This is a genomic window from Paraburkholderia yinzeri (assembly GCF_046581065.1).
Lineage (GTDB): Bacteria > Pseudomonadota > Gammaproteobacteria > Burkholderiales > Burkholderiaceae > Paraburkholderia.
Map to the genome: position 1 here is coordinate 1,934,653 of NZ_JBFOCJ010000001.1, position 20,723 is coordinate 1,955,375.

Annotated in this window: 18 protein-coding genes and 4 tRNA genes; 14 read left to right on the forward strand and 8 right to left on the reverse strand. The window is 65.3% G+C overall.

The genetic code is table 11. The features are described 5' to 3' along the window. Positions 1-105: 105 nt before the first annotated feature. Positions 106-1,293, reverse strand: a complete 1,188-nt coding sequence (gene earP, locus WJ542_RS09285; protein WP_411189026.1) for an elongation factor P maturation arginine rhamnosyltransferase EarP — start codon at positions 1,291-1,293, stop codon at positions 106-108. Positions 1,294-1,499: 206 nt separating this feature from the next. Between earP and uvrC the strand changes: the two genes are divergently transcribed. The 7 genes from uvrC (at position 1,500) to WJ542_RS09320 (ending at position 5,983) form a co-directional block, all read left to right on the forward strand. After that, positions 1,500-3,779, forward strand: a complete 2,280-nt coding sequence (gene uvrC / locus WJ542_RS09290; RefSeq protein WP_411189027.1) for an excinuclease ABC subunit UvrC — start codon at positions 1,500-1,502, stop codon at positions 3,777-3,779. A 108-nt stretch (positions 3,780-3,887) separates the two neighbouring features. Next, positions 3,888-4,478, forward strand: a complete 591-nt coding sequence (gene pgsA / locus WJ542_RS09295; RefSeq protein ID WP_411189028.1) for a CDP-diacylglycerol--glycerol-3-phosphate 3-phosphatidyltransferase — start codon at positions 3,888-3,890, stop codon at positions 4,476-4,478. 180 nt (positions 4,479-4,658) lie between these two features. Then, positions 4,659-4,734 (forward strand) — tRNA-Gly (locus tag WJ542_RS09300). Between the two features lie 62 nt (positions 4,735-4,796). Then, positions 4,797-4,872, forward strand: a tRNA-Gly gene (locus tag WJ542_RS09305). A 125-nt stretch (positions 4,873-4,997) separates the two neighbouring features. Beyond that, positions 4,998-5,071 (forward strand) — tRNA-Cys (locus tag WJ542_RS09310). A gap of 55 nt (positions 5,072-5,126) precedes the next feature. After that, entirely contained in the window at positions 5,127-5,396 is a 270-nt protein-coding gene (locus tag WJ542_RS09315) for a DUF2164 domain-containing protein (protein ID WP_411189029.1), read from the forward strand. An 86-nt stretch (positions 5,397-5,482) separates the two neighbouring features. Beyond that, positions 5,483-5,983 (forward strand): GNAT family N-acetyltransferase, encoded by a 501-nt coding sequence (locus WJ542_RS09320; RefSeq protein WP_411189030.1) that lies wholly within the window; start codon positions 5,483-5,485, stop codon positions 5,981-5,983. Between the two features lie 23 nt (positions 5,984-6,006). Here the strand turns inward: WJ542_RS09320 and WJ542_RS09325 are convergent, their stop codons facing one another. Beyond that, positions 6,007-6,933, reverse strand: a complete 927-nt coding sequence (locus WJ542_RS09325; protein WP_411189031.1) for a cytochrome c oxidase assembly protein — start codon at positions 6,931-6,933, stop codon at positions 6,007-6,009. A 126-nt stretch (positions 6,934-7,059) separates the two neighbouring features. After that, entirely contained in the window at positions 7,060-7,614 is a 555-nt protein-coding gene (locus WJ542_RS09330; RefSeq protein WP_411190511.1) for an SCO family protein, read from the reverse strand. Positions 7,615-8,005: 391 nt separating this feature from the next. On the opposite strand from WJ542_RS09330, the gene otsB reads away from it, so the two are divergent. Next, positions 8,006-8,755, forward strand: a complete 750-nt coding sequence (otsB, locus tag WJ542_RS09335; RefSeq protein WP_411190513.1) for a trehalose-phosphatase — start codon at positions 8,006-8,008, stop codon at positions 8,753-8,755. 73 nt (positions 8,756-8,828) lie between these two features. Further along, positions 8,829-10,289, forward strand: a complete 1,461-nt coding sequence (otsA, locus tag WJ542_RS09340; RefSeq protein ID WP_411189032.1) for an alpha,alpha-trehalose-phosphate synthase (UDP-forming) — start codon at positions 8,829-8,831, stop codon at positions 10,287-10,289. Positions 10,290-10,384: 95 nt separating this feature from the next. On the opposite strand, the gene WJ542_RS09345 is transcribed toward otsA, so the two are convergent. Next, positions 10,385-12,220, reverse strand: coding sequence for an ABC transporter ATP-binding protein (locus tag WJ542_RS09345; protein WP_411189033.1), 1,836 nt, complete (start codon positions 12,218-12,220; stop codon positions 10,385-10,387). 718 nt (positions 12,221-12,938) lie between these two features. On the opposite strand from WJ542_RS09345, the gene WJ542_RS09350 reads away from it, so the two are divergent. The 3 genes from WJ542_RS09350 to WJ542_RS09360 all read left to right on the forward strand — a co-directional run bounded on the left by WJ542_RS09350 (position 12,939) and on the right by WJ542_RS09360 (position 15,607). Beyond that, positions 12,939-14,003, forward strand: a complete 1,065-nt coding sequence (locus tag WJ542_RS09350; RefSeq protein WP_411189034.1) for a glycosyltransferase family 4 protein — start codon at positions 12,939-12,941, stop codon at positions 14,001-14,003. 192 nt (positions 14,004-14,195) lie between these two features. Next, positions 14,196-15,059, forward strand: a complete 864-nt coding sequence (locus WJ542_RS09355; RefSeq protein ID WP_411189035.1) for a hypothetical protein — start codon at positions 14,196-14,198, stop codon at positions 15,057-15,059. 86 nt (positions 15,060-15,145) lie between these two features. Next, complete coding sequence (locus tag WJ542_RS09360) at positions 15,146-15,607, forward strand: DUF2214 family protein (RefSeq protein WP_411189036.1); 462 nt, start codon at positions 15,146-15,148, stop codon at positions 15,605-15,607. 146 nt (positions 15,608-15,753) lie between these two features. On the opposite strand, the gene WJ542_RS09365 is transcribed toward WJ542_RS09360, so the two are convergent. The 4 genes from WJ542_RS09365 to WJ542_RS09380 form a co-directional block, all read right to left on the reverse strand. Further along, positions 15,754-15,828, reverse strand: a tRNA-Val gene (locus WJ542_RS09365). A 48-nt stretch (positions 15,829-15,876) separates the two neighbouring features. Next, the gene (gene dnaQ / locus WJ542_RS09370; RefSeq protein WP_411189037.1) at positions 15,877-16,620 is read right to left on the reverse strand and encodes a DNA polymerase III subunit epsilon; all 744 of its coding nucleotides are present in this window, start codon (positions 16,618-16,620) and stop codon (positions 15,877-15,879) included. A 49-nt stretch (positions 16,621-16,669) separates the two neighbouring features. Beyond that, the gene (gene rnhA / locus WJ542_RS09375; RefSeq protein WP_411189038.1) at positions 16,670-17,119 is read right to left on the reverse strand and encodes a ribonuclease HI; all 450 of its coding nucleotides are present in this window, start codon (positions 17,117-17,119) and stop codon (positions 16,670-16,672) included. Beyond that, on the reverse strand, positions 17,116-17,940 hold the full coding sequence (locus tag WJ542_RS09380; RefSeq protein WP_411189039.1) for a class I SAM-dependent methyltransferase: 825 nt from the start codon (positions 17,938-17,940) through the stop codon (positions 17,116-17,118). The genes rnhA and WJ542_RS09380 overlap by 4 nt, the downstream gene beginning before the upstream one ends. Positions 17,941-17,961: 21 nt before the next feature. Between WJ542_RS09380 and gloB the strand changes: the two genes are divergently transcribed. Then, positions 17,962-18,777, forward strand: a complete 816-nt coding sequence (gene gloB / locus WJ542_RS09385) for a hydroxyacylglutathione hydrolase (protein ID WP_411189040.1) — start codon at positions 17,962-17,964, stop codon at positions 18,775-18,777. Between the two features lie 151 nt (positions 18,778-18,928). After that, entirely contained in the window at positions 18,929-20,584 is a 1,656-nt protein-coding gene (locus WJ542_RS09390) for a transglycosylase SLT domain-containing protein (RefSeq protein ID WP_411189041.1), read from the forward strand. Positions 20,585-20,723 lie beyond the last annotated feature (139 nt).

Sequence of the window (20,723 nt, forward strand, 5' to 3'; positions counted from 1 at the left end):
AAAAGGGAGCGGTTGCGGCGGGATGCTCGAGGGAGTTGCCGTCTTGAATCGCTGCAGTGAACCTTGCAGTCAACCCGCTTGAGACGGCTGCCGTCGGATAACCGCTTATTTTAACTGAGTTTTTGCGAATTCGGCGAGATTTCCGGCGAGGTCGCCGGGTCGCGCGAGTTCCTCGGCCCAGCTTGCGGCCCGCGCCGAAAAATCGGGCAAATGGTGTGCGAACGTGGGCCAGTCCGGCGTGCCGCGGCCGTTCCACGCGTGCCAGAAGGCCTCCAGCGCGCTGCGTGCCGCGGTGGACAGCGGCCGGGCATAGTGTTCGAGGGCGGCATCGAGCTTGGGAAGATGCGCGTCGTCGGCCTGCGGGTAGATGTGCCAGACGAACGGCTTCGCCGCCCACTGCGCGCGCACGAACGAGTCTTCGCCGCGCACGAAGTTCAGGTCGCTCGCCCACAGCAGCGGGTCGTAGCCCCGCTGCTCCGTGAAGGCGAGGCTGTGCGCATGCAACGCCCCGCGCATTGCTTGCTCACCGGGCTCGAACGCATGCAGGCCGAAGAAGCGCGCCACGGCGCCCGAGATGCGGCCCTGCGGGACCAGCAGCACGACAGGCGTCGCGTGGTTTTGCCACTGGGCGAGCAGGCTGTCGATGGCCGGATTCTCGTAGGCGAAGAGCGAAATCACGGTCGCATCGGGTGCTGGCGGCGGTGCGCCGGCCGTATCGTGCCACCAGGCTGCACGCGCTTCGGCCGAGCTTTCGAAGGCGAGGCGGGCGGCGTCGAGATCCCGCTCCTTGAGCACGCCGCTGGTTCCCGGCCCGAGCCCCGGAAAGAAGAAGTGCTTGACGAGCGGATAGCGCGGATGCGGCGAGGGCCGCAAATGGAAGTCGGCGACCCAGTCCTCGGCGCTCAGGTATTCGAGGTTGAGCCACGCCGGCGTGCGCGTACGCGCTGCCATTGCCGCGACGTAGACGGGCGGCAGTTCGCAGGCGAACGCCTCGATCACGACATCGGCGATCTGCAGCGTCTCGCCGGCATGCGTGGGCGCGTGCCAGTGCTCGACGACGACGCCCTCGACGGTTTGCGTCGCGCGGGCAATGTCGAGCGCGGGGCAAAGTCGCGCGAACGCGTGCAGGTCGTCCACGAACACGCGCACCTCCCAGCCGTGCTCGCTGGCGAGCTGGCGGGCAAGACGCCAGCAGACGCCGATGTCGCCGAAGTTGTCGATCACCGCGCAGAAGATGTCGCAGGCGACGGTGGAGGGGGAGTCGGCTTCGGTGGGCAGCATGGCGTTGGTCATGGCGGGCGGGCCGGGCGGTGCGGTGGGGGTGTTTCGTGCCTCGCGCGGCGGACGGCGAGCACGGACACGCTCGTCCCCCGAGCGCGGTTCGGCCCGGCGCGGAATGATCTAAACTTGCAATTCTAAGACACCGCCGGGCCCGTGCGTGGCCGACCTGAACGCGCTGAGACGGGCGACAGCCCTCCCCCCGAATACCCGACTACTGGATGACCGACTCCGACGTTTTCGACCCCAAGAAGGCGCTCTCGCAACTGCCGCACCTGCCTGGCGTCTATCGCTACTACGACGCGCAGGGCGCGGTGCTGTACGTCGGCAAGGCGCGAGATCTGAAGAAGCGCGTATCGAGCTATTTCACCAAAACGCTGCTTTCGCCGCGCATCGCGATGATGGTCACGCGCATCGTGCGCATCGAAACCACGGTGACGCGCTCCGAGGCCGAAGCGCTGCTGCTCGAAAACAACCTCATCAAGGCGCTGACGCCGCGCTACAACATCCTCTTTCGCGACGACAAGTCCTATCCGTTCCTCAAGCTGACGGGGCATAAGTTCCCGCGCATGGCGTACTACCGCGGGGCCGTCGATCGCAAAAACCAGTACTTCGGACCGTTCCCGAGTGCTTCGGCGGTGCGCGAGAGCATCCAGATCCTGCAACGCGTGTTCCAGTTGCGCACCTGTGAAGATTCGGTGTTCAGCAATCGCACGCGGCCCTGTCTGCTGCATCAGATTGCGCGCTGCACGGCGCCGTGCGTCGGCGCGATCGGCGAGGAGGACTACGCCCGCGACGTGAGCAACGCGTCGCGGTTCCTGCTCGGGCGGCAGAACGAAGTGATGAAGGAGCTCGAAACGAAGATGCACGCGTTTGCCGCCGAGCTCAAATTCGAGCAGGCGGCATCCGTGCGCAACCAGATGAGCGCGCTCTCCACCGTGCTGCACCAGCAGGCAATCGAGACCGGCAGCGAAAGCGACGTCGACATTCTCGCCGTGGTGGCGCTGGGCGGGCGCGTCTGCGTGAACCTCGCGATGGTGCGCGGCGGCCGGCATCTGGGCGACAAGGCGTACTTCCCGGCGCACGTCGAACGCGTATTGACGGACGAGGAGGGCGGCGTCGCGGAGGCAGTGGACGGCGACGCCGTGCTGGCGGCATCGGCGCTGACCGCGCTGCCGGCCATGGCGAGGCGGGCGCTCGAAGCGGCCGCGGGCCTTGCGGCCGACGCGCCGCATGGCGAGCCGGCAGGCGAGACCGACGAGATGGACGCCGTCGGGGCCATGCCCGATCCGCTCGCCATTGCCGCGGACCTGCCGCCCGAGGCGCAAGGCGTGGGCGGTGAAGAGGCGGACGAGACCGACGAAGCTGCCGATGACGTTACCGATGACGTTACCGATGAGGCGGCGTCGGCCGAAGAGGCGTCGTCGTCCGCGGGCCGCAAGCGTCGTGCGACGGGTATCGAATCCGAGGTGCTCGACGCGTTCATCGCGCAGCATTACTTCGGCAATCGCGTGCCGCCGGTGCTCGTGGTGAGCCATCCGCCCGCGAACCGCGAACTCGTCGAGGTGCTCACCGAGCAGGCCGGCCACAAGGTAACGCTCGTGCGCCAGCCCCAAGGGCAGAAGCGCGCATGGCTTGCGATGGCGGAGCAGAACGCGCGCCTCGCGCTGGCGCGGCTGCTTTCTGAGCAGGGTTCGCAGCAGGCTCGTACGCGCTCGCTCGCGCAACTGCTCGGGCTCGAACCCGACGACCTCGCGCATCTGCGCATCGAATGCTTCGACATCAGCCATACGATGGGCGAGGCGACCCAGGCCTCGTGCGTGGTCTATCACCATCACAAGATGCAGTCGGGCGACTACCGCCGCTACAACATCACCGGCATCACACCGGGCGACGACTACGCCGCCATGCGCCAGGTGCTCACGCGCCGCTACGAGAAGATGGTGGCGCAGGCGGCGGAGAACGAGGCGGACGAGGCCGCGGCGCAGCCAGGCGGCGACGCCTCCGGTCCGATGGCAAGCCCCGAGGGCGCCGAACCCGCGGCGACGGGCGGCACGCTGCCGCATATCGTGCTGATCGACGGCGGCAAGGGGCAGGTGGAGGTCGCGCGCCAGGTATTCACGGAGCTGGGGCTCGATCCGGCGATGCTGGTGGGCGTCGCCAAGGGCGAAGGGCGCAAGGTGGGCCTGGAGACGCTGGTGTTCGCCGACGGCCGCTCGCCGCTCGAACTCGGCAAGGAGAGCGCAGCCCTGATGCTCGTTGCGCAGATCCGCGACGAGGCGCACCGCTTCGCGATCACGGGCATGCGTGCGAAGCGCGGCAAGACGCGCCAGACTTCGCGCCTCGAGGAGCTGGAAGGCGTGGGCGCGAAGCGCCGCCAGCGTCTGCTCGCGCGCTTCGGGGGATTGCGCGGGGTGATGGCGGCGAGCGTCGAGGATCTCGCGAGCGTCGAGGGCATTTCACGCTCGCTCGCGGAGCAGATCTACCAGCAACTGCACTAAACCCGGACCGCGCGCCGCGCGGCCTTTGGGTCGCCGCCTTTCAGTTGCTTGTGGCAGGTGCGGCTACGCGGCACAATTGCAACTCCTTTCGACAGACAGCGCCAGCCGATGCCGTTCAATTTTCCTATTCTCCTGACGTGGCTGCGGATCGTACTGATCCCGCTGGTGGTTGGCGTGTTCTATCTGCCCGAGTCGCTGTTGAGCCTGACGCACCAGAACACGGCGGCGATGCTGATCTTCGTGCTGGCGGCGCTCACCGACTGGTTCGACGGCTATCTCGCCCGCAGATGGAACCAGACCTCGTCGTTCGGCGCGTTCCTCGACCCTGTCGCGGACAAGCTGATGGTCACGGCGGCGCTGCTGATCCTCGTGCACCTCGCCCGGCTCGACGCGGCGATCGCGCTCGTGATCGTCGGCCGCGAGATTGCGATTTCGGCACTGCGCGAATGGATGGCGCAGATCGGTGCGTCGAAGAGCGTTGCTGTGAACTCGCTCGGCAAATTCAAGACGGCCTGCCAGATGGTGGCGATCCCGATGCTGCTGTTCTATGCGCCGCTCACGATAGGCGGCGTGACGCTGTTCGATTCGCGTGTATGGGGGGCGTGGCTCATCTATGTCGCAGCGTTCCTCACGATCTGGTCGATGCTCTACTATATGAAGCTCGCCTGGCCGCAGATCCGCGAGCGCGGGAGTTTTTGAGCGCGCGCGAGGTGTTCCCGTCCGGTGTCCCCTATTCAAAAAGTTTGCCGGTAGGGGTTGACACGATTCAGCGGGTTATACATAATCTCACTTCTCCGCTGCACGACAAAGTCAGCAGCAAGCAGATGCGGTGGAAATCGCCGCAGATGCAGTCAAGTAGCGGTGAGATGGTGCAAATATGCGGGAGTAGCTCAGTTGGTAGAGCGCAACCTTGCCAAGGTTGAGGTCGCGAGTTCGAGACTCGTCTCCCGCTCCAGAATTCTGGTGCGATGCGTTTGGCAGGTGGCGTCGCGTCACGGTAGTAGCAGGCAGGACCACGCGGGAGTAGCTCAGTTGGTAGAGCGCAACCTTGCCAAGGTTGAGGTCGCGAGTTCGAGACTCGTCTCCCGCTCCAGATATCCGGGGAAGCAGCGCTTCCCCTTTTGTTTGGCAGGCTTCGACCGGTATGTCGAACTGCCGCACAAATCTGTCCCGTCGTTGCGGGCGCAAGCGCGCTTCATGTACGGACAGTCCGCTTCCGGCGCGATAGCAAAGCGGTTATGCAGCGGCCTGCAAAGCCGTGTAGGCCGGTTCGACTCCGGCTCGCGCCTCCATTCAAAAGCCCTGACTTGTCAGGGCTTTTTCTTTTCCCCCATCGTTTTTTTCGCCATGGCCATCGAACTCCCTGAAGACGCGCGCCGCGATGCCATCGCGTCGATCCAGCGTTACTTCGACACCCACATGGAGGAGTCCATCGGCAATATCGCGGCCGGTGCGCTGCTCGGTTTTTTCCTCGAAGAGATCGCGCCGGTGATCTACAACCAGGCGGTTGCCGACGCGCAGGAGCACATGCAGGCACGCATCGCCGATCTTGACATCGATCTGCACGAAGCGCCATTCCAGTACTGGCGCAAGTACGCGCAACCGAAGCGTAAATGATGCATTTCGCACTGGGTGACGCCTGCACGGCGTTAGCAGGGCGCGGCATAATTGCCATTTCACACGACGCTTGACGGAAAGTTCCGATGACCACGCAGTCCCGCGCATTGCCGCTTGCCCATCTCGATTGGCGCTGGAGAGCCTTCGACGCGCTCGATCCCCGCGAAATTTACGCAATGCTTCGGGCGCGATCCGAAGTGTTCGTCATGGAGCAGGAATGCGTTTATGGCGACATCGACGGCCTCGATACCGGCGCGTGGCACCTGTTTGCGTGGGACACGGCCGGCGAGCGCCCGGTGCTGGCGGGCTATCTGCGCGTGCTGCTGCCCGATGCGGACGACCCCGACGTTCGCATCGGCCGGGTGCTGACCACCGCCGGCTATCGCGGCATCAAGCTCGGCAATGCGCTTCTTGAGCGCTCGATTCATCACATCGCGCAGCAGTGGCCCGACGTCCCGATGCGGCTGCACGCCCAGGCCCATCTGCAGAAGTTCTATGGCGCGTTCGGCTTCAGGCCCGTTTCGGAAATCCACGACGAAGACGGCATCCCGCACGTCTGGATGCGGTCGGATTCACTGTCGGAGTAACTGCGGCGTTGCGCAGGCGCGGTTCAGGTGCGCTGGGGCTCGCGGTCGTGCGCTCCGTCGGGCGCACTGCCAGACGCATTGCGGGGCGCACTACCCGGCACGGCGGACGGCTGCGGGCGTGCCGGCCGATCGCGGCGGCGCAGGCGTCCGCGCGCCGAGAGCCGCATCCAGTGGCGCAGCGCAACCAGTGCGCCAATCACGCTCATCATCGACCCCGGAATCCACAGCAACAGGCCGCCGATCTGCTGGTCGCGCATCGGGCTGAGCCAGGTGAAGGCGCGTCCGCAGATCGAGTACACGGGGTAGAGTTCGCGCGGCGTAAAGAAGATGAACGCGCCGAGCAGGATCTGCGGCGGAATCGCCGCAATCACCACCAGCACGCGCTTGCCCGGCGCGAGCCGCGCGGGCGGGGCGGAGCGCGCGTCGAGCACGAGCCACCAGAACATGAGGCCGTCGATCACCATGCTCCAGTTCATGACGCGATAGAGGCGCCAGTCGAGCATCGCGATGAAGTGGATCGGCGAAAACAGCCAGAAATAGATCAGCCCGACGAAGAGCGTCACGGCGACGACCGGATGCATCACGACATCCAGCGCGAGACGCACGGGACGCGCCGCTAGCGCGGGCCGCACGAAGCGCTGGCGCCATGCGAACGGAATGCCCGCGCGCAGGGCCGCGCCAGGATAGGCGAGCGCGATGAAGAAGGGCCCCAAATGATGCAGCACCAGATGCTGCGCGCGGTGCATGAAGAATTCGTGCTCGAAGTAGTAATCGAGCCGCGTATGCAGTGCGACATAGAGCGCGCCGAGCCCGAACCAGAACGAGATGCGTCGTGCGAGCGATACGCGTGCATGGCGCTGGCCGCGCACGAAAAGGATCGCGGCGGTCGCGATGGCGATCACGACCGTAGGCGAAGGCTCCCAGGGATCGAGCCAGTAGAGCAGGTTCATGGTTGGCGGATCTCCCGCGTCAAGACTTGCGAGCGCACGCCGAATGCCGGCAGGCGGACCGCGGCGTTATCGGTAGGGCGGATTCCCGTGGGGCAGCCACAGCGGACCCGGCATGAAGCAAATGACTCAGCCGGCATCGTCGATCACACGGCGCACATCGTGCGCGATCACATCGGGCGCGTCGTTGTCGGTCGCGAGCAGCCGCGCGCGGCCTTGTGCGTCGAACACATACACCGCCGAGCTGTGCGTGACGTCGTAGCTCCCGTCGGGATTGGGTTTTTCCAACTGGTACGCCACGCGATAGTGCCTGGCGAGCGACTCGATCTGGCCGTCGCTGCCGGTCAGGCCCAGTGCATGTTGCGAGTCGAATGCCGCAATATAGCTGTGCAGCACGGCAGGCGTGTCGCGTGCGGGATCGACGCTGACGAAGAGTATCCGCACGGCGCGTGCCTCGGGACCGAGTTTTGCGATCACCTGCATCAGCCGCGCCATGGTCTCGGGACAGATGTCCGGGCAGTGCGTGTAGCCGAAGTACACGAGCGTGGTTTGTCCGCGGAAGCTCACGCCCGTGACCGGGCGGCCGTCGTCGTCGGTCAGGCTGAAACTGAGGTCAGGCAGGTGGCCGGTAACGTTGGTGAGCTGCCAGGGGGCGGCGGGATGGGAACAGGCGCTGACCAGCATCGCTCCCGCCACGATCGCGGTGCCTCCGGCAAGCCGTGCGCGGGCGCCGCGGTGGCGCAGGGCGGGAAGCGTGGCGAGGGAGAGCTTGCGGAACAAGGGCGTCTCGGCGAATGTCTCGGTATTTTGCTTCGTGGTTCGTGGCAGGCGGTTAGCGGAGACCGACGGCCAGCAACTTTCTGCGACTGTAGCAAAATTAGTGAGGGACTGTCGTACCTAACAAGAACCCGGCAAAGAACCCGGCAGCGAACCGGAAGGATGGCGTGTCCAACCTTACACGCTCGAAAATCGACCGAAGGCGAGGTAAGATGCGCACACTTTCTCCAGCAGCCCAGCGTTCGCCGGACCCGCCGGACCAATGCGCGGCTAGCGCCGAGGGATGAAAAAACACGTAATGCAAGGACTACCGGCTGTATTGCCGCCAGATCAGACGGCCTTCTTCTTCGATTTCGACGGCACGCTCGTCGAACTTGCGCCAACACCCGATGGCGTGCTCGTGCGGCCCGACATGCTCGCGCTGCTCGGCGAGCTGCGGCGCCTCACGCACGGCGCGGTGGCGATCGTGTCCGGGCGCGGCATCGACAGCATCGACGCATTCCTCGGCATGCCGGACCTGCCGGTGGCGGGCCTGCACGGCGCCGAGCGCCGCGACGCCAACGGCGACACGCAGCGCGTGGGTTTCAACGATCAGCGGCTCCTGCACATGGAGCAGGTGCTCGCGGAAGTGGTGCGCACGCATCCCGGCACGCTCCTCGAAATCAAGGGCGCGGCGCTGGCGTTGCACTACCGGAACGCGCCCGAGCACGAACCGGTTGCGCGCGAGGCGACCACGCGGCTTGCCGGCGAATTCGCGCAGGCCTACGTGCTACAGCCCGGCAAGATGGTCTACGAAATCAAGCCCAAGGACGTCGACAAGGGCCGCGCGCTGCGCACGTTCCTGGACGAGCCGCCGTTCGCGGGGCGCCGTCCGGTGTTTGCCGGCGACGATCTCACCGACGAGAAGGGTTTTGCCGTCGTCAACGCACAGCACGGATTGTCGATCAAGGTCGGCGGCGGCGATACGATCGCGCAGACGCGTGTCGACTCGGTGGATGCGCTGCTTGCGTGGCTGACGTCGCTGGTCGCGGCGATGCGCGTGGCGTGACGCCTGGCCTCTCTGCGGCCGGTCCGCTGCACCCGCCGCACCCTTACCCACTCCTCGACGGAACCCGCATCTCATGAGCCGATTGATCATCGTGTCGAACCGGGTCGCACCCATTTCCGAAGGCGGACCGGCGGCGGGCGGCCTTGCGGTGGGTGTTTATGATGCGCTGAAGGAAACCGGCGGCATGTGGTTCGGCTGGAGCGGCGACGTGCTGGCTTCGGGCCAGCCGCAGATCCGGCTGGAAGAACGCGGCCCGGTGACGTTCGCTACCATCGGGCTCCTGCGTCGCGACTATGACCAGTACTACCGCGGGTTTTCGAACGCGACGCTGTGGCCCGCGTTCCACTATCGCGCCGATCTCGTCCAGTACGACCGCCACGAATACGCGGGCTACTGCCGCGTGAACGCGTGGCTCGCGCAGCAGCTCGTGCCGCTCCTGCGCGACGACGACGTGATCTGGGTCCACGACTATCACCTGATCCCGTTCGCGCAGGCGCTGCGCTCGGCGGGCGTGAAGAACCGCATCGGCTTTTTCCTGCACATTCCGTTTCCTGCTTCGCAGGTGCTGCTGGCGGTTCCGCCGCATCGCGACCTCGTCGAGGCGCTGTGCTCGTTCGACCTCGTCGGTTTCCAGACGAAGCCCGATCTGCGCGCGTTTTGCGATTACGTCGTCAACGAGGCGGGCGGAACGGTCGAGCGCCTGCCGGGCGGCGTGGCGCGCATCCAGGCATTCGGCCAGACGCTGGTCGCCAACGACTACCCGATCGGCGTCTATCCGGACGAGGTCGCGGGACTCGCAAAGGCCGGCGAGCGCGGCAAGCCCGTGCGTACGCTCAAATCCACGCTGCACGGCCGCAAGGTCATCATCAGCGTGGACCGGCTCGATTACTCGAAGGGACTCGTGGAGCGTTTTCGCGCGTTCGAGCGTCTGCTCGACCAGCACGCCGGCGAGCGCAACAACGTCTCGTTCGTGCAGATCGCGCCGCCCACGCGGGCCGACCTCCATGCCTATCAGGACATCCGCCTCAAGCTCGAAGCGGAGTCTGGGCGGATCAACGGCCGCTTCGCCGAGCTCGACTGGACGCCGATCTGGTACATCCATCGTCAGTACGAACGGGCGGTGCTGGCGGCGCTGTTCCGCGCGTCGCACGTCGGCTACGTGACGCCGTTGCGCGACGGCATGAACCTCGTCGCGAAAGAATACGTGTCGGCGCAGGATCCGGAGAACCCCGGCGTGCTCGTGCTTTCGCGCTTCGCGGGCGCCGCGCAGGAACTCACCGGCGCGCTGATCGTCAATCCGCTCGACATCGACGGCATGGCCGACGCCCTGGCCGCCGCGCTCTCGATGCCGCTTGCCGAGCGGGCGGCGCGCTATCGGGACATGATGGCGCAACTGCGCGAGAACAACGTGTCGGTCTGGCGTGACCGCTTTCTGGGCGACCTCATGCGGATCGGCGAGCGGCGCGGCGTCGCGCTGCCGGTCGCGGAGACGGCGCATGGCGAGGCGCCAGGGCAGGTTCTGGACGCGAGCTGAGCGACGCGTTCGCCCGGGGTGCCCACGCTTCGCACAGAAAAAAACCGCTTCACAGAACAGGAAGCGGCTTTTCCGTTTCAGACGGCGGAAACGCCTCAGGCGACGTGTTTCTCGTCGCTCTTCTTGCTGCCGAGATGCAGCGTGGAATGCTTGCCATGCTGCTTGGCTAGCAGCTCGCGGTAGAGACCCGGACGGTTGCGCAGCTCTTCCGGGCTGCCGTCGTCGATCACCTTGCCCGAGCTCATCACAATGATGCGGTCGAAGTTCTGCAGCGTGGAGAGGCGGTGCGCGATGGCGACTACCGTGCGGCCCACCATCAGCCGGTCGAGCGCCTGCTGGATCGCCTCTTCGGAGGCGCTGTCGAGCGCCGAGGTCGCTTCGTCGAGCAGCAGAATAGGCGCGTTCTTGAGGATCGCGCGCGCAATCGCGATGCGCTGGCGCTGGCCGCCCGAAAGCTTCACGCCGCGGTCGCCCACGATCGTGTCGTAACCTTCCGGCATGGCTTCGATGAAGTCGGCGCAGCGCGCTTCGCGCGCAGCCTCGATCACTTCCTCGCGGCTCGCCTCGGGGCGGCCGTAAGCGATGTTCTCGTAGATCGAGCGGTGCAGGAGCGAGATGTCTTGCGGCACGAGCGCGATGGTGTTGCGCAGGCTGTCCTGCGTGACCTTTGCGATGTCCTCGCCGTCGATCCGGATCGCGCCGCCCTGCAGTTCGTAGAACCGCTGCAGCAGCGCGAGCACCGTGGTCTTGCCCGCGCCCGACTTGCCGATCAGACCGACGCGCTGGCCGGCCGCAATGTGCAGGTCGAAGTGGTCGAGGATGGGCTTGCGGTGCGGATAGGCGAAGGTCACGCTTTCGAAATCCACGCGGCCGCCCTGGGCGACGAGCTCGGCGGCGTCGTCGCGGTCGGGCATGCCGTGCGGCTCGAGCAGCGTCTGGACGGCTTCCGCGAGCCGCGCGACGTGCTGCGTCACGTCCACGAGCGCCACGGCGAGGTCGCGCGTGCCGTGCAGGATCGTGAAGCCGAGTGAGCTCACGAGGACGATGTCGCCCGAAGTGGCGCGGCCCTGATTCCAGAGCCACAGCGCCCAGCCGAGCAGGCCGGCCGAAAGCATCGCCGTGATCACGGCGTGCAGGAGGCGCAGCCTTTCGAGGTAGAGCAGGCTCGTGCGACGCGCGTCCAGTTCCGCCTTGACGGTCGCGCGAAAGCGCGTCTGCTCGCGGAAGGTCATGCCGAAGGCGCGTACGAGCGCCATATTGCCGATCACGTCCACCAGTTCGCCGTCCACGGCCGCGGCCCTGGTCGCGAACGCGTGGTGGCGCGAGGAACCGCGCCCCGCAAGCTTGAAGAGGATCACCGAGAGGATGGCCGAGCAGCACAGCAACGCGGCGGCCATCAACGGATTGACCGAGACGATCATGACGATCGCGCCCGCCACGGCGATGCAGGGCGGCAGTACGTTCCACGCGGTCGTGTTCTCGGCCGTATAGATGGCGTTCGAGGTTGCCGTGATGCGGCTCGCGAGCGTACCGGGCTGCTTTTCCGCGTAATACGTGGGCGAGTGGCCGCTCAGGTACTGGAAGAGGTCGCGCCGCAGGTCGCCCGTCACGGCGACGAAGGTGTGCGCCGCGAACCAGCCGCCCACGCGCCAGAGCAGGTTGTCGGCGGCGATCAGGCCGACGAGGATCGCGAACGCGGTCCACAGCGGCCCCGGGTGGTGACGTCCTGCGCCGAGCACGTCGATCAGGTGCTTGATCGCGTACTGCGAGGCGAGGGCGCAGCCGACGGCGGCGAACACGCTGGCCAGCACGACGGCATGGGCGAACGGGTGACGTCGGATATAGCGAAACAGGAACGCGAGCGGACGCCGCGCATAGCTCGCGAGCTTTGCGTTGTGGGCATTACGCTGGGCGATGGTCAGATGTTCCAATTGATCGGTGGTCGGTCTGACGGAGCTGGGTCCGTGCAAGTTGAAAAAAGAAATGGGAAGGCGCGGTAGCGGCAGCCCACGACGGACTTTCCAGCATTGTAAACACGCCCTGCGCGTGGTGCATCGCCTATGGCCATGGGACGCGCATCATATCGCGACGTCATGACGCGGGGTATGCCTTGCCGACAGTCTGTTGCTGCACAGGTTCAACAGGCGTTGCGAGCCATTTTGGAGATACAATTGCGGATTCCGTTGACGTCGCGTGCATGGCGCGTCCGACGACGGGCGCTGCGGCGCAGCAAGGTTCGGAAGTGCTGCCGCAATTGCCGTGCGCGAGACCCCCGATTTGCATCCGGACAGGCGACCCAATTTAAAACCATCTTTTAAAACAAAGAGTTGTGGATTGTTTCCGGTTTGTAACAACGTAAAGTATTTGAAATGTTTTGGGTGGCATGGGTCCCGAACCGGGATAATGCCGACTCGGATAGCGTAGGGAATCTGACAGCTTGTGTGTCAACGACCGCGAACCCTGCGCGTTTACCGCCTGAGCCGTTCCGTCTGCCTGAAAGCGCGACGGCCAGTGTGTCGGCAGAGCCGGCGCGGTTAGCGGTACGGAACGCCCGGGATGACGTGCGGCAAGGCTGCCGGCGCCACCGAGGGTCGATTGTCAAACTTGCAGTACTTTGCCCGATTTATTACGAGGAAGGAGTTCACCACTATGCGAATCGCTCAAATCGCTCCGTTGCACGAGGCGGTTCCTCCCAAGCTGTACGGCGGCACGGAACGGGTGGTCTCCTACCTGACCGAAGCGCTGGTCGAACAGGGTCACGACGTCACACTGTTCGCAAGCGGCGATTCGATCACCTCGGCAAAGCTCGAAGCGTTTTGGCCGCAGGCACTGCGCCTCGATCCGACGATCCGCGACGTGATGGCTCCGCACATGCTGCTGCTCGAAGAAGTGCGCCGCCGCGCGCATGAATTCGACGTGCTGCATTTCCACATCGACTACTATCCGTTCTCGCTGTTCCAGCGTCAGGAAGTGCCGTTCGTCACGACGATGCACGGCCGTCTCGACCTGCCGGAACTGCAGCCGATCTTCAATGCGTTCAACGACGTGCCGGTCGTCTCGATCTCGGACAACCAGCGCATCCCGCTCCAGCAGGCCGCCTGGCAGCAGACCGTCTATCACGGCCTGCCGGAAGACGTGCTCAAGCCGATTCCGAACGTCGAGCCCGGCTATCTGGCCTTCCTCGGCCGCGTTTCGCCGGAGAAGGGTCTTGACAAGGCAATTCGCATCGCCGGTCAGGCAGGGATGAAGCTCAAGGTTGCCGCCAAGATCGACAAGGCCGACCGTGCCTACTACGAAGAAGTCATCAAGCCGCTGATGGCGTTGCCGCACGTCGAGTACATCGGCGAAATCGGCGAGCATGAAAAGCGCGAGTTCCTCGGCAATGCGCACGCACTGGTGTTCCCGATCGACTGGCCGGAGCCCTTCGGCCTCGTCATGATCGAAGCCATGGCCTGCGGTACGCCGGTTATCGCGTTCAAGCGCGGCTCGGTGCCGGAAGTCATCGACAATGGCGTGTCGGGTTTCGTCGTCGAAGACGAAATCAGCGCCGTCGCGGCGATCAAGCGCCTGTCGACGCTGCCGCGCGAGAAGGTCCGTGCCGCGTTCGAGGCCCGCTTCTCGTCGAAAGTGATGGCGCGGAACTACGTCGCCGTGTACGAAGAACTGCTGCGTCAGAAGCGCCGCACCGTGCTGCGCGAAGTCGCCGCCGGCTAAGACGCCGCCGGCCTCGTGCCGGAGCGGCGGGCGCTGTCCCGTCGTGTCTTTCAGCAACGCCCCTGTGCCCTGCGCGCCGGGGCGTTGTCTTTTATGTGCGCGTGGCGCGCACGGCGTGAGCGCGGGCGGCAATGTCCCTATAATGGCCGTTCTGCAGGACCAGCAGCCACCAGAATTAAGAGGAGAAAAGCTTTGGCGAGATCCCGACCGACGCCCACGGTCGCCGTACCCGGCGCCGGGACGATGTTCGCCTTGCGCGCGATCGGTCTCGTGATCCTCGCGCGGTGGCTCTTCTCGATGGCGCAGATGAATTTCATCGCATCGCTCGAAGGAATGGCCTCGTCGCCGTGGGCGTGCATCAATCTCGTGTTCCTGTTTCTTCTGATCGTTCTGCCCGGCGCGAAGGCGCGCGTCGAGCGGCCGTTCCATCCGTTGCCGCAGTGGCTGCGCCAGGCGCTGCGATTCTTCGGCCTGCTCGGGTGCCTGTTCGCGCTGTGGTCGGTGGGCGCCTTCGTCTGGATGTCCGGCTGGCGGCGCGCGGTGCAGGCCGTGGCGGCAACCAATGGCTGGCTCGTCGTTGCGCCGGCATTGTATGCCGCCGTCGTGTGGATCTGCCGCCCGCGGGCGCTCTGGCGCTCCAACATCGCGGCGCGCCGTTTCGCGATCGGCCGTTACGCGGTCTCGCTCGACGCCGCCACGCGTACCACGATCGTCTGGCTGGAAAGCCGCAAGGTTGGCCAGTACGACGCGCGCGAGCTTTCGGTGCGCTGGCTGCAGGAGGCGCCGCCGGCTGTCGTGCCGGCCTCGCCGCCTGGGCCGGAGGGTACCGTGCTGGCGGAGGTGGCGGCTACCGCTGCCGGACCGTTATCGCCGGCGCCGTCCTCCGGCGCCACAGCCGTCCAGCACGCGGCGCATCGTCGGCCGAAGGTCGAGTTGCTGTGGGATTCTCCCGCCGCGGCGGGCCATAACCGCCAAACCGTGTTTCGCGTGCGGCTCGCTACCGATGGCGATCGCATGGCCGCGCGCGCGCTCGACGCCGCTCTGAAGCAAGTCTGATTCTCCCGGCGGCGCGCTGTTGCGGCATCGCGGGGCGCACTTCGCTTTGGGCTTGCCGTGCTTGCCGTCAACCTGGAGGAGTTGCGATGTACTCACGCTGGTTGCTTGCCGCCGTTCATCTCCTCGCTTTCGGCTATGCGCTCGCCTCGATTTTGCGGCGCTCGCGTGGATTGCGCCGCTGCACGTCGACGGAAGACCTGCCCGGCATCTTCGGTGCCGACAATGGCTGGGGACTCTCCGCACTCGTGCTGATTGTCACCGGAGCGATGCGCGCGTTCGGCGGTTTCGAGAAGGGCGCGTCGTATTACTTCCACGAGCCGCTCTTTCACGTGAAGATGGGCGCGCTCGTGCTGATCCTGTTGCTCGAGATCGCGCCGATGATGGCGCTGCTGCGCTGGCGTCTCGCCGTGCGGCGCGGCGATGTGCCGGACCTGACGGGGGCGCCGAAGTATGCGCGCATCGGCGCATGGCAAACGGCGTTGCTCGTGGTAATGGTGTTTGCGGCTACGGGTATGGCGCGCGGGATCGGGATCGACACGGGGGCTTGAGGCTGACCCCGTGCGATGCGGGTGTAGGTGAGCCGGTCTGGAATCTAAGGGATGCGAAGTAAATGCCCTGTAATGAAAAAAGCCCCCAGACTGGCGTCTGGGGGCTTTTGTTCTTCGGTGCTTGTCTTTACCAACACCAGAAATTCTGGTGGGTAGTACTGGGATCGAACCAGTGACCCCTGCCGTGTGAAGGCAGTGCTCTACCGCTGAGCTAACCACCCGAAGAGCTTTGGATTATGACGGGCTTTCCGAATCTTGTAAAGCCCTTTTTAAGCAATTTGCGCATCCGTCGGCTTTTCTTCCGGGGCGGGTTGCGTGCGCCACACGCTCGTTCCTTTGAGTGCTTTGTCGAGGTCGTCGAGCACGGCGTCGTGCGCCGCCAGTTCTTCGTCGGTCGCGGCGATCACAGGCAGCGCGAGCGTCTCGATCTGCACGCGGGGCGCCGCGACGTCGCCGGTCGCAGCCGTCTCACCCAGCATGTCGATGACAAGGCTTTCCTGGCCCCGCGTCATCGCGAGATAGACCTCCGCCAGCAGTTCCGAGTCGAGCAGTGCGCCGTGCAGCGTGCGGTGCGCGTTGCTGATGCCAAAGCGATCGCACAGCGCGTCGAGCGAATTGCGTTTGCCCGGGAAGATCTGCTTGGCCTGCACCAGCGTATCGATCACCTCGCCGCAGTGCTCCTTGAACGGCGGCTTGCCGAGCAGCGCGAGCTCCGCGTCGAGAAAGCCGATGTCGAACGGCGCGTTGTGGATGATGAGGTCCGCGCCCTGGATGAAGTCGAGGATTTCGTTGGCCACTTCGGCGAACTTCGGCTTGTCGGAGAGGAACTCGGTCGTCAGGCCATGTACCGCGAGCGCGCCGGGGTCGCTGTCGCGCTCGGGGTTGACGTAGAAGTGCAGGTTGTTGCCGGTGAGCCGGCGGTTCACCAGCTCGACGCAGCCGATTTCAATGATGCGGTCGCCCGTGCGGGCGTTCAGGCCGGTGGTTTCGGTATCGAGAATGATCTGGCGCATGTCGGATCGGAAAAATCGTATGTTGCGATAGGCGAGCGCGGACGGGCGCTCAAAGTTCGGCGAGCGAAGCGACGCCGCGGTTCGCGAGCGCGTCGGCGCGTTCGTTTTCCGGATGGCCGGCGTGGCCCTTCACCCAGCGCCATTCCACCTGGTGTTGCGCGACGAGCGCGTCGAGCCGCTTCCACAGGTCGTCGTTCTTGACGGGCGTTTTCGCCGCCGTCATCCAGTTCTTTTTCTTCCAGCCGTGGATCCACTCGCTGATGCCTTTCTGCACATACTGCGAGTCGGTATGGACGATCACGGTGCATGGACGCTTGAGGGCTTCGAGCGCGGCGATCACGCCCATCAGTTCCATGCGGTTGTTGGTCGTGACGGCTTCGCCGCCAAACAGTTCTTTTTCCAGCGTGCCGAAGCGCAGCAGCGCGCCCCAGCCGCCGGGGCCGGGGTTGCCTTTGCAGGCGCCGTCCGTGAAGATTTCGACGAAGTCGGGTGCGTTCATGAGTCCTTGTTGCGTGTGGGGGAGGGTGTCGTGGCGGCGGCCTTCAGGCTTGGCGCCAGCACCGGTTTCTTGACCTTTAGCGGACCGACGAGGCGCATGCCGCGCACGCGCTTGATCGCCGTAACCATATAGACGGCGCCGAAGATCGGCCACCAGCGGTCGCCGGCGGCTTCCATGAAGGCATAGCGGCCGAGCCATTGCTCGGTGGCGAGCGGCGGACGATAGCAGCCAAAGCGCCCGCGCTCGAGTTCGAAGCCGAGCAGCTTGATCCAGTCCTTCAGGCGCGTGAACGCGATCAGGTCCTGGCGCGCGGGCAGGAACGGTTTGCCGGTCAGCTTGCCGGCCGACTGGCGCGCGCCCCACAGCGAGAGCGAGTTGAAGCCGACGATCACGAGCTGTCCCTCGGGCATCAGGATGCGTTCCGCCTCGCGCAGCAGGCGGTGCGGATCGCTCGTGAATTCGAGTGTGTGCGGCATCACGATCAGGTCGACGCTCTGCGCCTCGAACGGCAAGTCGAGAAAATCGCACCAGACCGTGCTGCGGCCCTCGGGGGCATGACGCCGCGCGGATGCCGCGCCGCCGTCGGCCGGAGGCACGGTATAGGGTTCGCTCGCGGCGCTCGCCGCGTCGAGCACGAGCCCGCGGCACGGCATGCGGTTCTCGCGCAGGGCGTCGAGATGCGGCATGCCGAGCTGCAGCGCGTGGTAGCCGAAAATATTCGACACCACGCGATCTAGCTGCTCCTGCTCCCAGTCGAGGACATACCTGCCGGCAGGCGAAGCGGTCCAGGCGGGCCAGTCTATAATCGTTCGGTCAGACATGTCGAAGAATACGCCGCCCCAATGAATAGTCCGCTTGAGTACGCGTACGAATACGTACCGGTTCCGGCCTTCGATGACAACTACATCTGGGTCGTGTCGGACGGCCGCAATGCAATCGCCGTCGATCCGGGCGAGGCCGCGCCCGTTCGCGCGTATCTGGCGAAGCGCGGCTGGCGGCTCGTCGCTATTTTACTCACCCATCATCACAACGACCACGTCGGCGGGGTGGCCGATCTGCTGAACGGCCAACGCGTGCCGGTCTACGGCCCGGCCGGCGAGGCGCTCGGGCCGCTCGACCCGGTCGTCACGCGCGTGAAAGGCGGCGATCGCGTGCGGCTGGAAGCGCCGGCGCTCGACTTTACCGTGCTCGACGTGCCCGGCCACACACGCGGCCATATCGCCTACTTCCAGGCAGCCGATCCGGCGGGCGTGCCGCATCTGTTCTGCGGCGACACGCTATTCGCCTGCGGCTGCGGCCGCCTGTTCGAAGGCTCGCCCGCGCAGATGCTCGCCTCGCTCGACGCGCTCGCGGCACTCCCCGGCAACACCGAAGTGCATTGCGCGCACGAATACACGCTGTCGAACATTCGCTTTGCGCTGGCCTGCGACCCGGACAACGCCGCGCTGCACACCTGGAGCCGCGACGCGGCGGCGCTGCGCGAGCGCGGCGTGCCCACGCTGCCCACCACGATCGCGCACGAACGCGCCGTGAATCCGTTCCTGCGCGCGGGCGATCCGTCGGTCCAGGCGAGCCTTGCCGATCAGCTTCATGAAACGGTGTCTGATCGCCTGGCGGCATTCACGCTGATGCGCGAGTGGAAGAACCGGTTCCGCTAAGCCGCGCGTGTCAAGGGGCAAGCTCATCCCGAAAGTACGGAAGTGCACCCAAGCTACGGATTTTCATGGTTTTTTCGTATATTTCCGGTTGACGCAAACGTGTACGTTCCGTACCATCGGCTGCAAATTCCAGCCATGCAAGTAGACGTTCATGCGATTTATTTTTAGTGCGCTGCTGGTCCTGATGCTCGCCGCTTGCGCGAGCGGGGGACCATCTGCGAGTCATTCCGCCAACAATCCCGCCACAGCCGATCCCCAGGCCGCCGCCGACCAACTCCGCAAGACCTCCGCAGCCCAGGAAACCATCGACGTCGACAATGGCTCGGTCAGTTCCTTGACGAGCCAGGACGCCGATCTGTGGGGGCGTATTCGCCGCGGTTTCCAGATGCCCGACCTCCAGAGCGATCTGGTGGACATGAATGCCCAGTGGTATGCCGAGCGGCCCGACTACGTCGCACGCATGACGGAGCGGTCGCAGAAGTACCTCTATCACATTGTCGAAGAGCTTGAAGCCCGGCACATGCCGACCGAGCTGGCGCTGCTGCCGTTCATCGAATCGGCGTACAACCCGCAGGCGCTTTCCGTGGCGAAGGCGGCGGGCATGTGGCAGTTCGTGCCGGATACGGGGCGCACCTACAACCTCAAGCAGAACATGTGGCAGGACGAGCGCCGCGACGTGCTCGCCTCGACGAGCGCCGCGCTCGACTATCTCTCTCGCCTGCACGACATGTTCGGCGACTGGTATCTCGCGCTCGCCGCCTACAACTGGGGCGAGGGCAATGTGCAGCGCGCGATCGCGCGCAACCAGGCGGCCGGTTTACCCACCGACTACGAGAGCCTGCGCTTGCCCAACGAGACGCGTAACTACGTGCCGAAGCTGCAGGCCATCAAGAACATCGTGATGAACCCGCAGCAGTATGGCCTCACGCTGCCCTCGATCCCGAACCACCCGTATTTCGTCACGGTCACCACGTCGCACGATATCGACGTGGACGTCGCCGCGAAGCTCGCGAACATGACGCCCGACGAGTTCCGTTCGCTCAACCCGTCGTTCAAGAAGCCCGTCATTCTCGGCGCGACGCAGCCGCAGATCCTGCTGCCGTTCGACAACGCGAGCGCGTTCGAGCACAACCTGAAGGCCTACACGGGCCAACTGTCGTCGTGGACCGTCTACACCACCGACGCGCGCACCACGCCTGCCGCGCTCGCAGAAAAGATCGGCGTCGATGCCGATACGCTGATGTCGGTGAACAAGATTCCGGCCGGCATGCGCCTCAAGGCGGGCTCGACGCTCGTGGTGCCGCGCACCGACAGCGATGACGACGAGGACATCAGCGCCGACGTTGCCGAAAGCGCCGTGCTCGCGATGGAGCCGGACGTGCCCGACACGCGCAAGATGCTGATCCGCGTGCGCCGCAAGCAGGCCATGGACACGGTGGCGAGCCGCTATGGCGTGTCGGTCGGCCAGTTGAAGGGGTGGAACAAGACCCACCGCGACTACGTCATGCCGGGCCAGGTGCTGGTGCTGCACGTGGCGGTCGGCAAGGCGATGCCGAGCGAACCGGGGCCGGAACGGATTGCGACGAACGTGTCGGGCGGCGGCGTGCAGCGTATTGGCACCAAGGTGGCAGACACGGGTTCGAAGTCGCGCTACGATAAGAAGCACGGTCGTGAGCGCGCCGAGGTCGTGAAGGTTTCCGATCCGGTCAAGGCCAAATCGTCGAGCGCCGCGCCCAGCAAGGCGTCGAAGGGTACGGCAAGCCGCCAGAAGGCCGGCACCCACGCGCAAAAGCAGACATCAAAATAGCGGCTTGCGAAGGGTGACCACATGCGTTGCGGGGGCAGCGCATGGCAGTTCGCTCCGATCACTCATCGTTTTACTTTATGCGCCGTCGCCCTTTGGGTGACGGCGTTTTCATTCCGCGTTATCCTGGAATTTGAAGGAA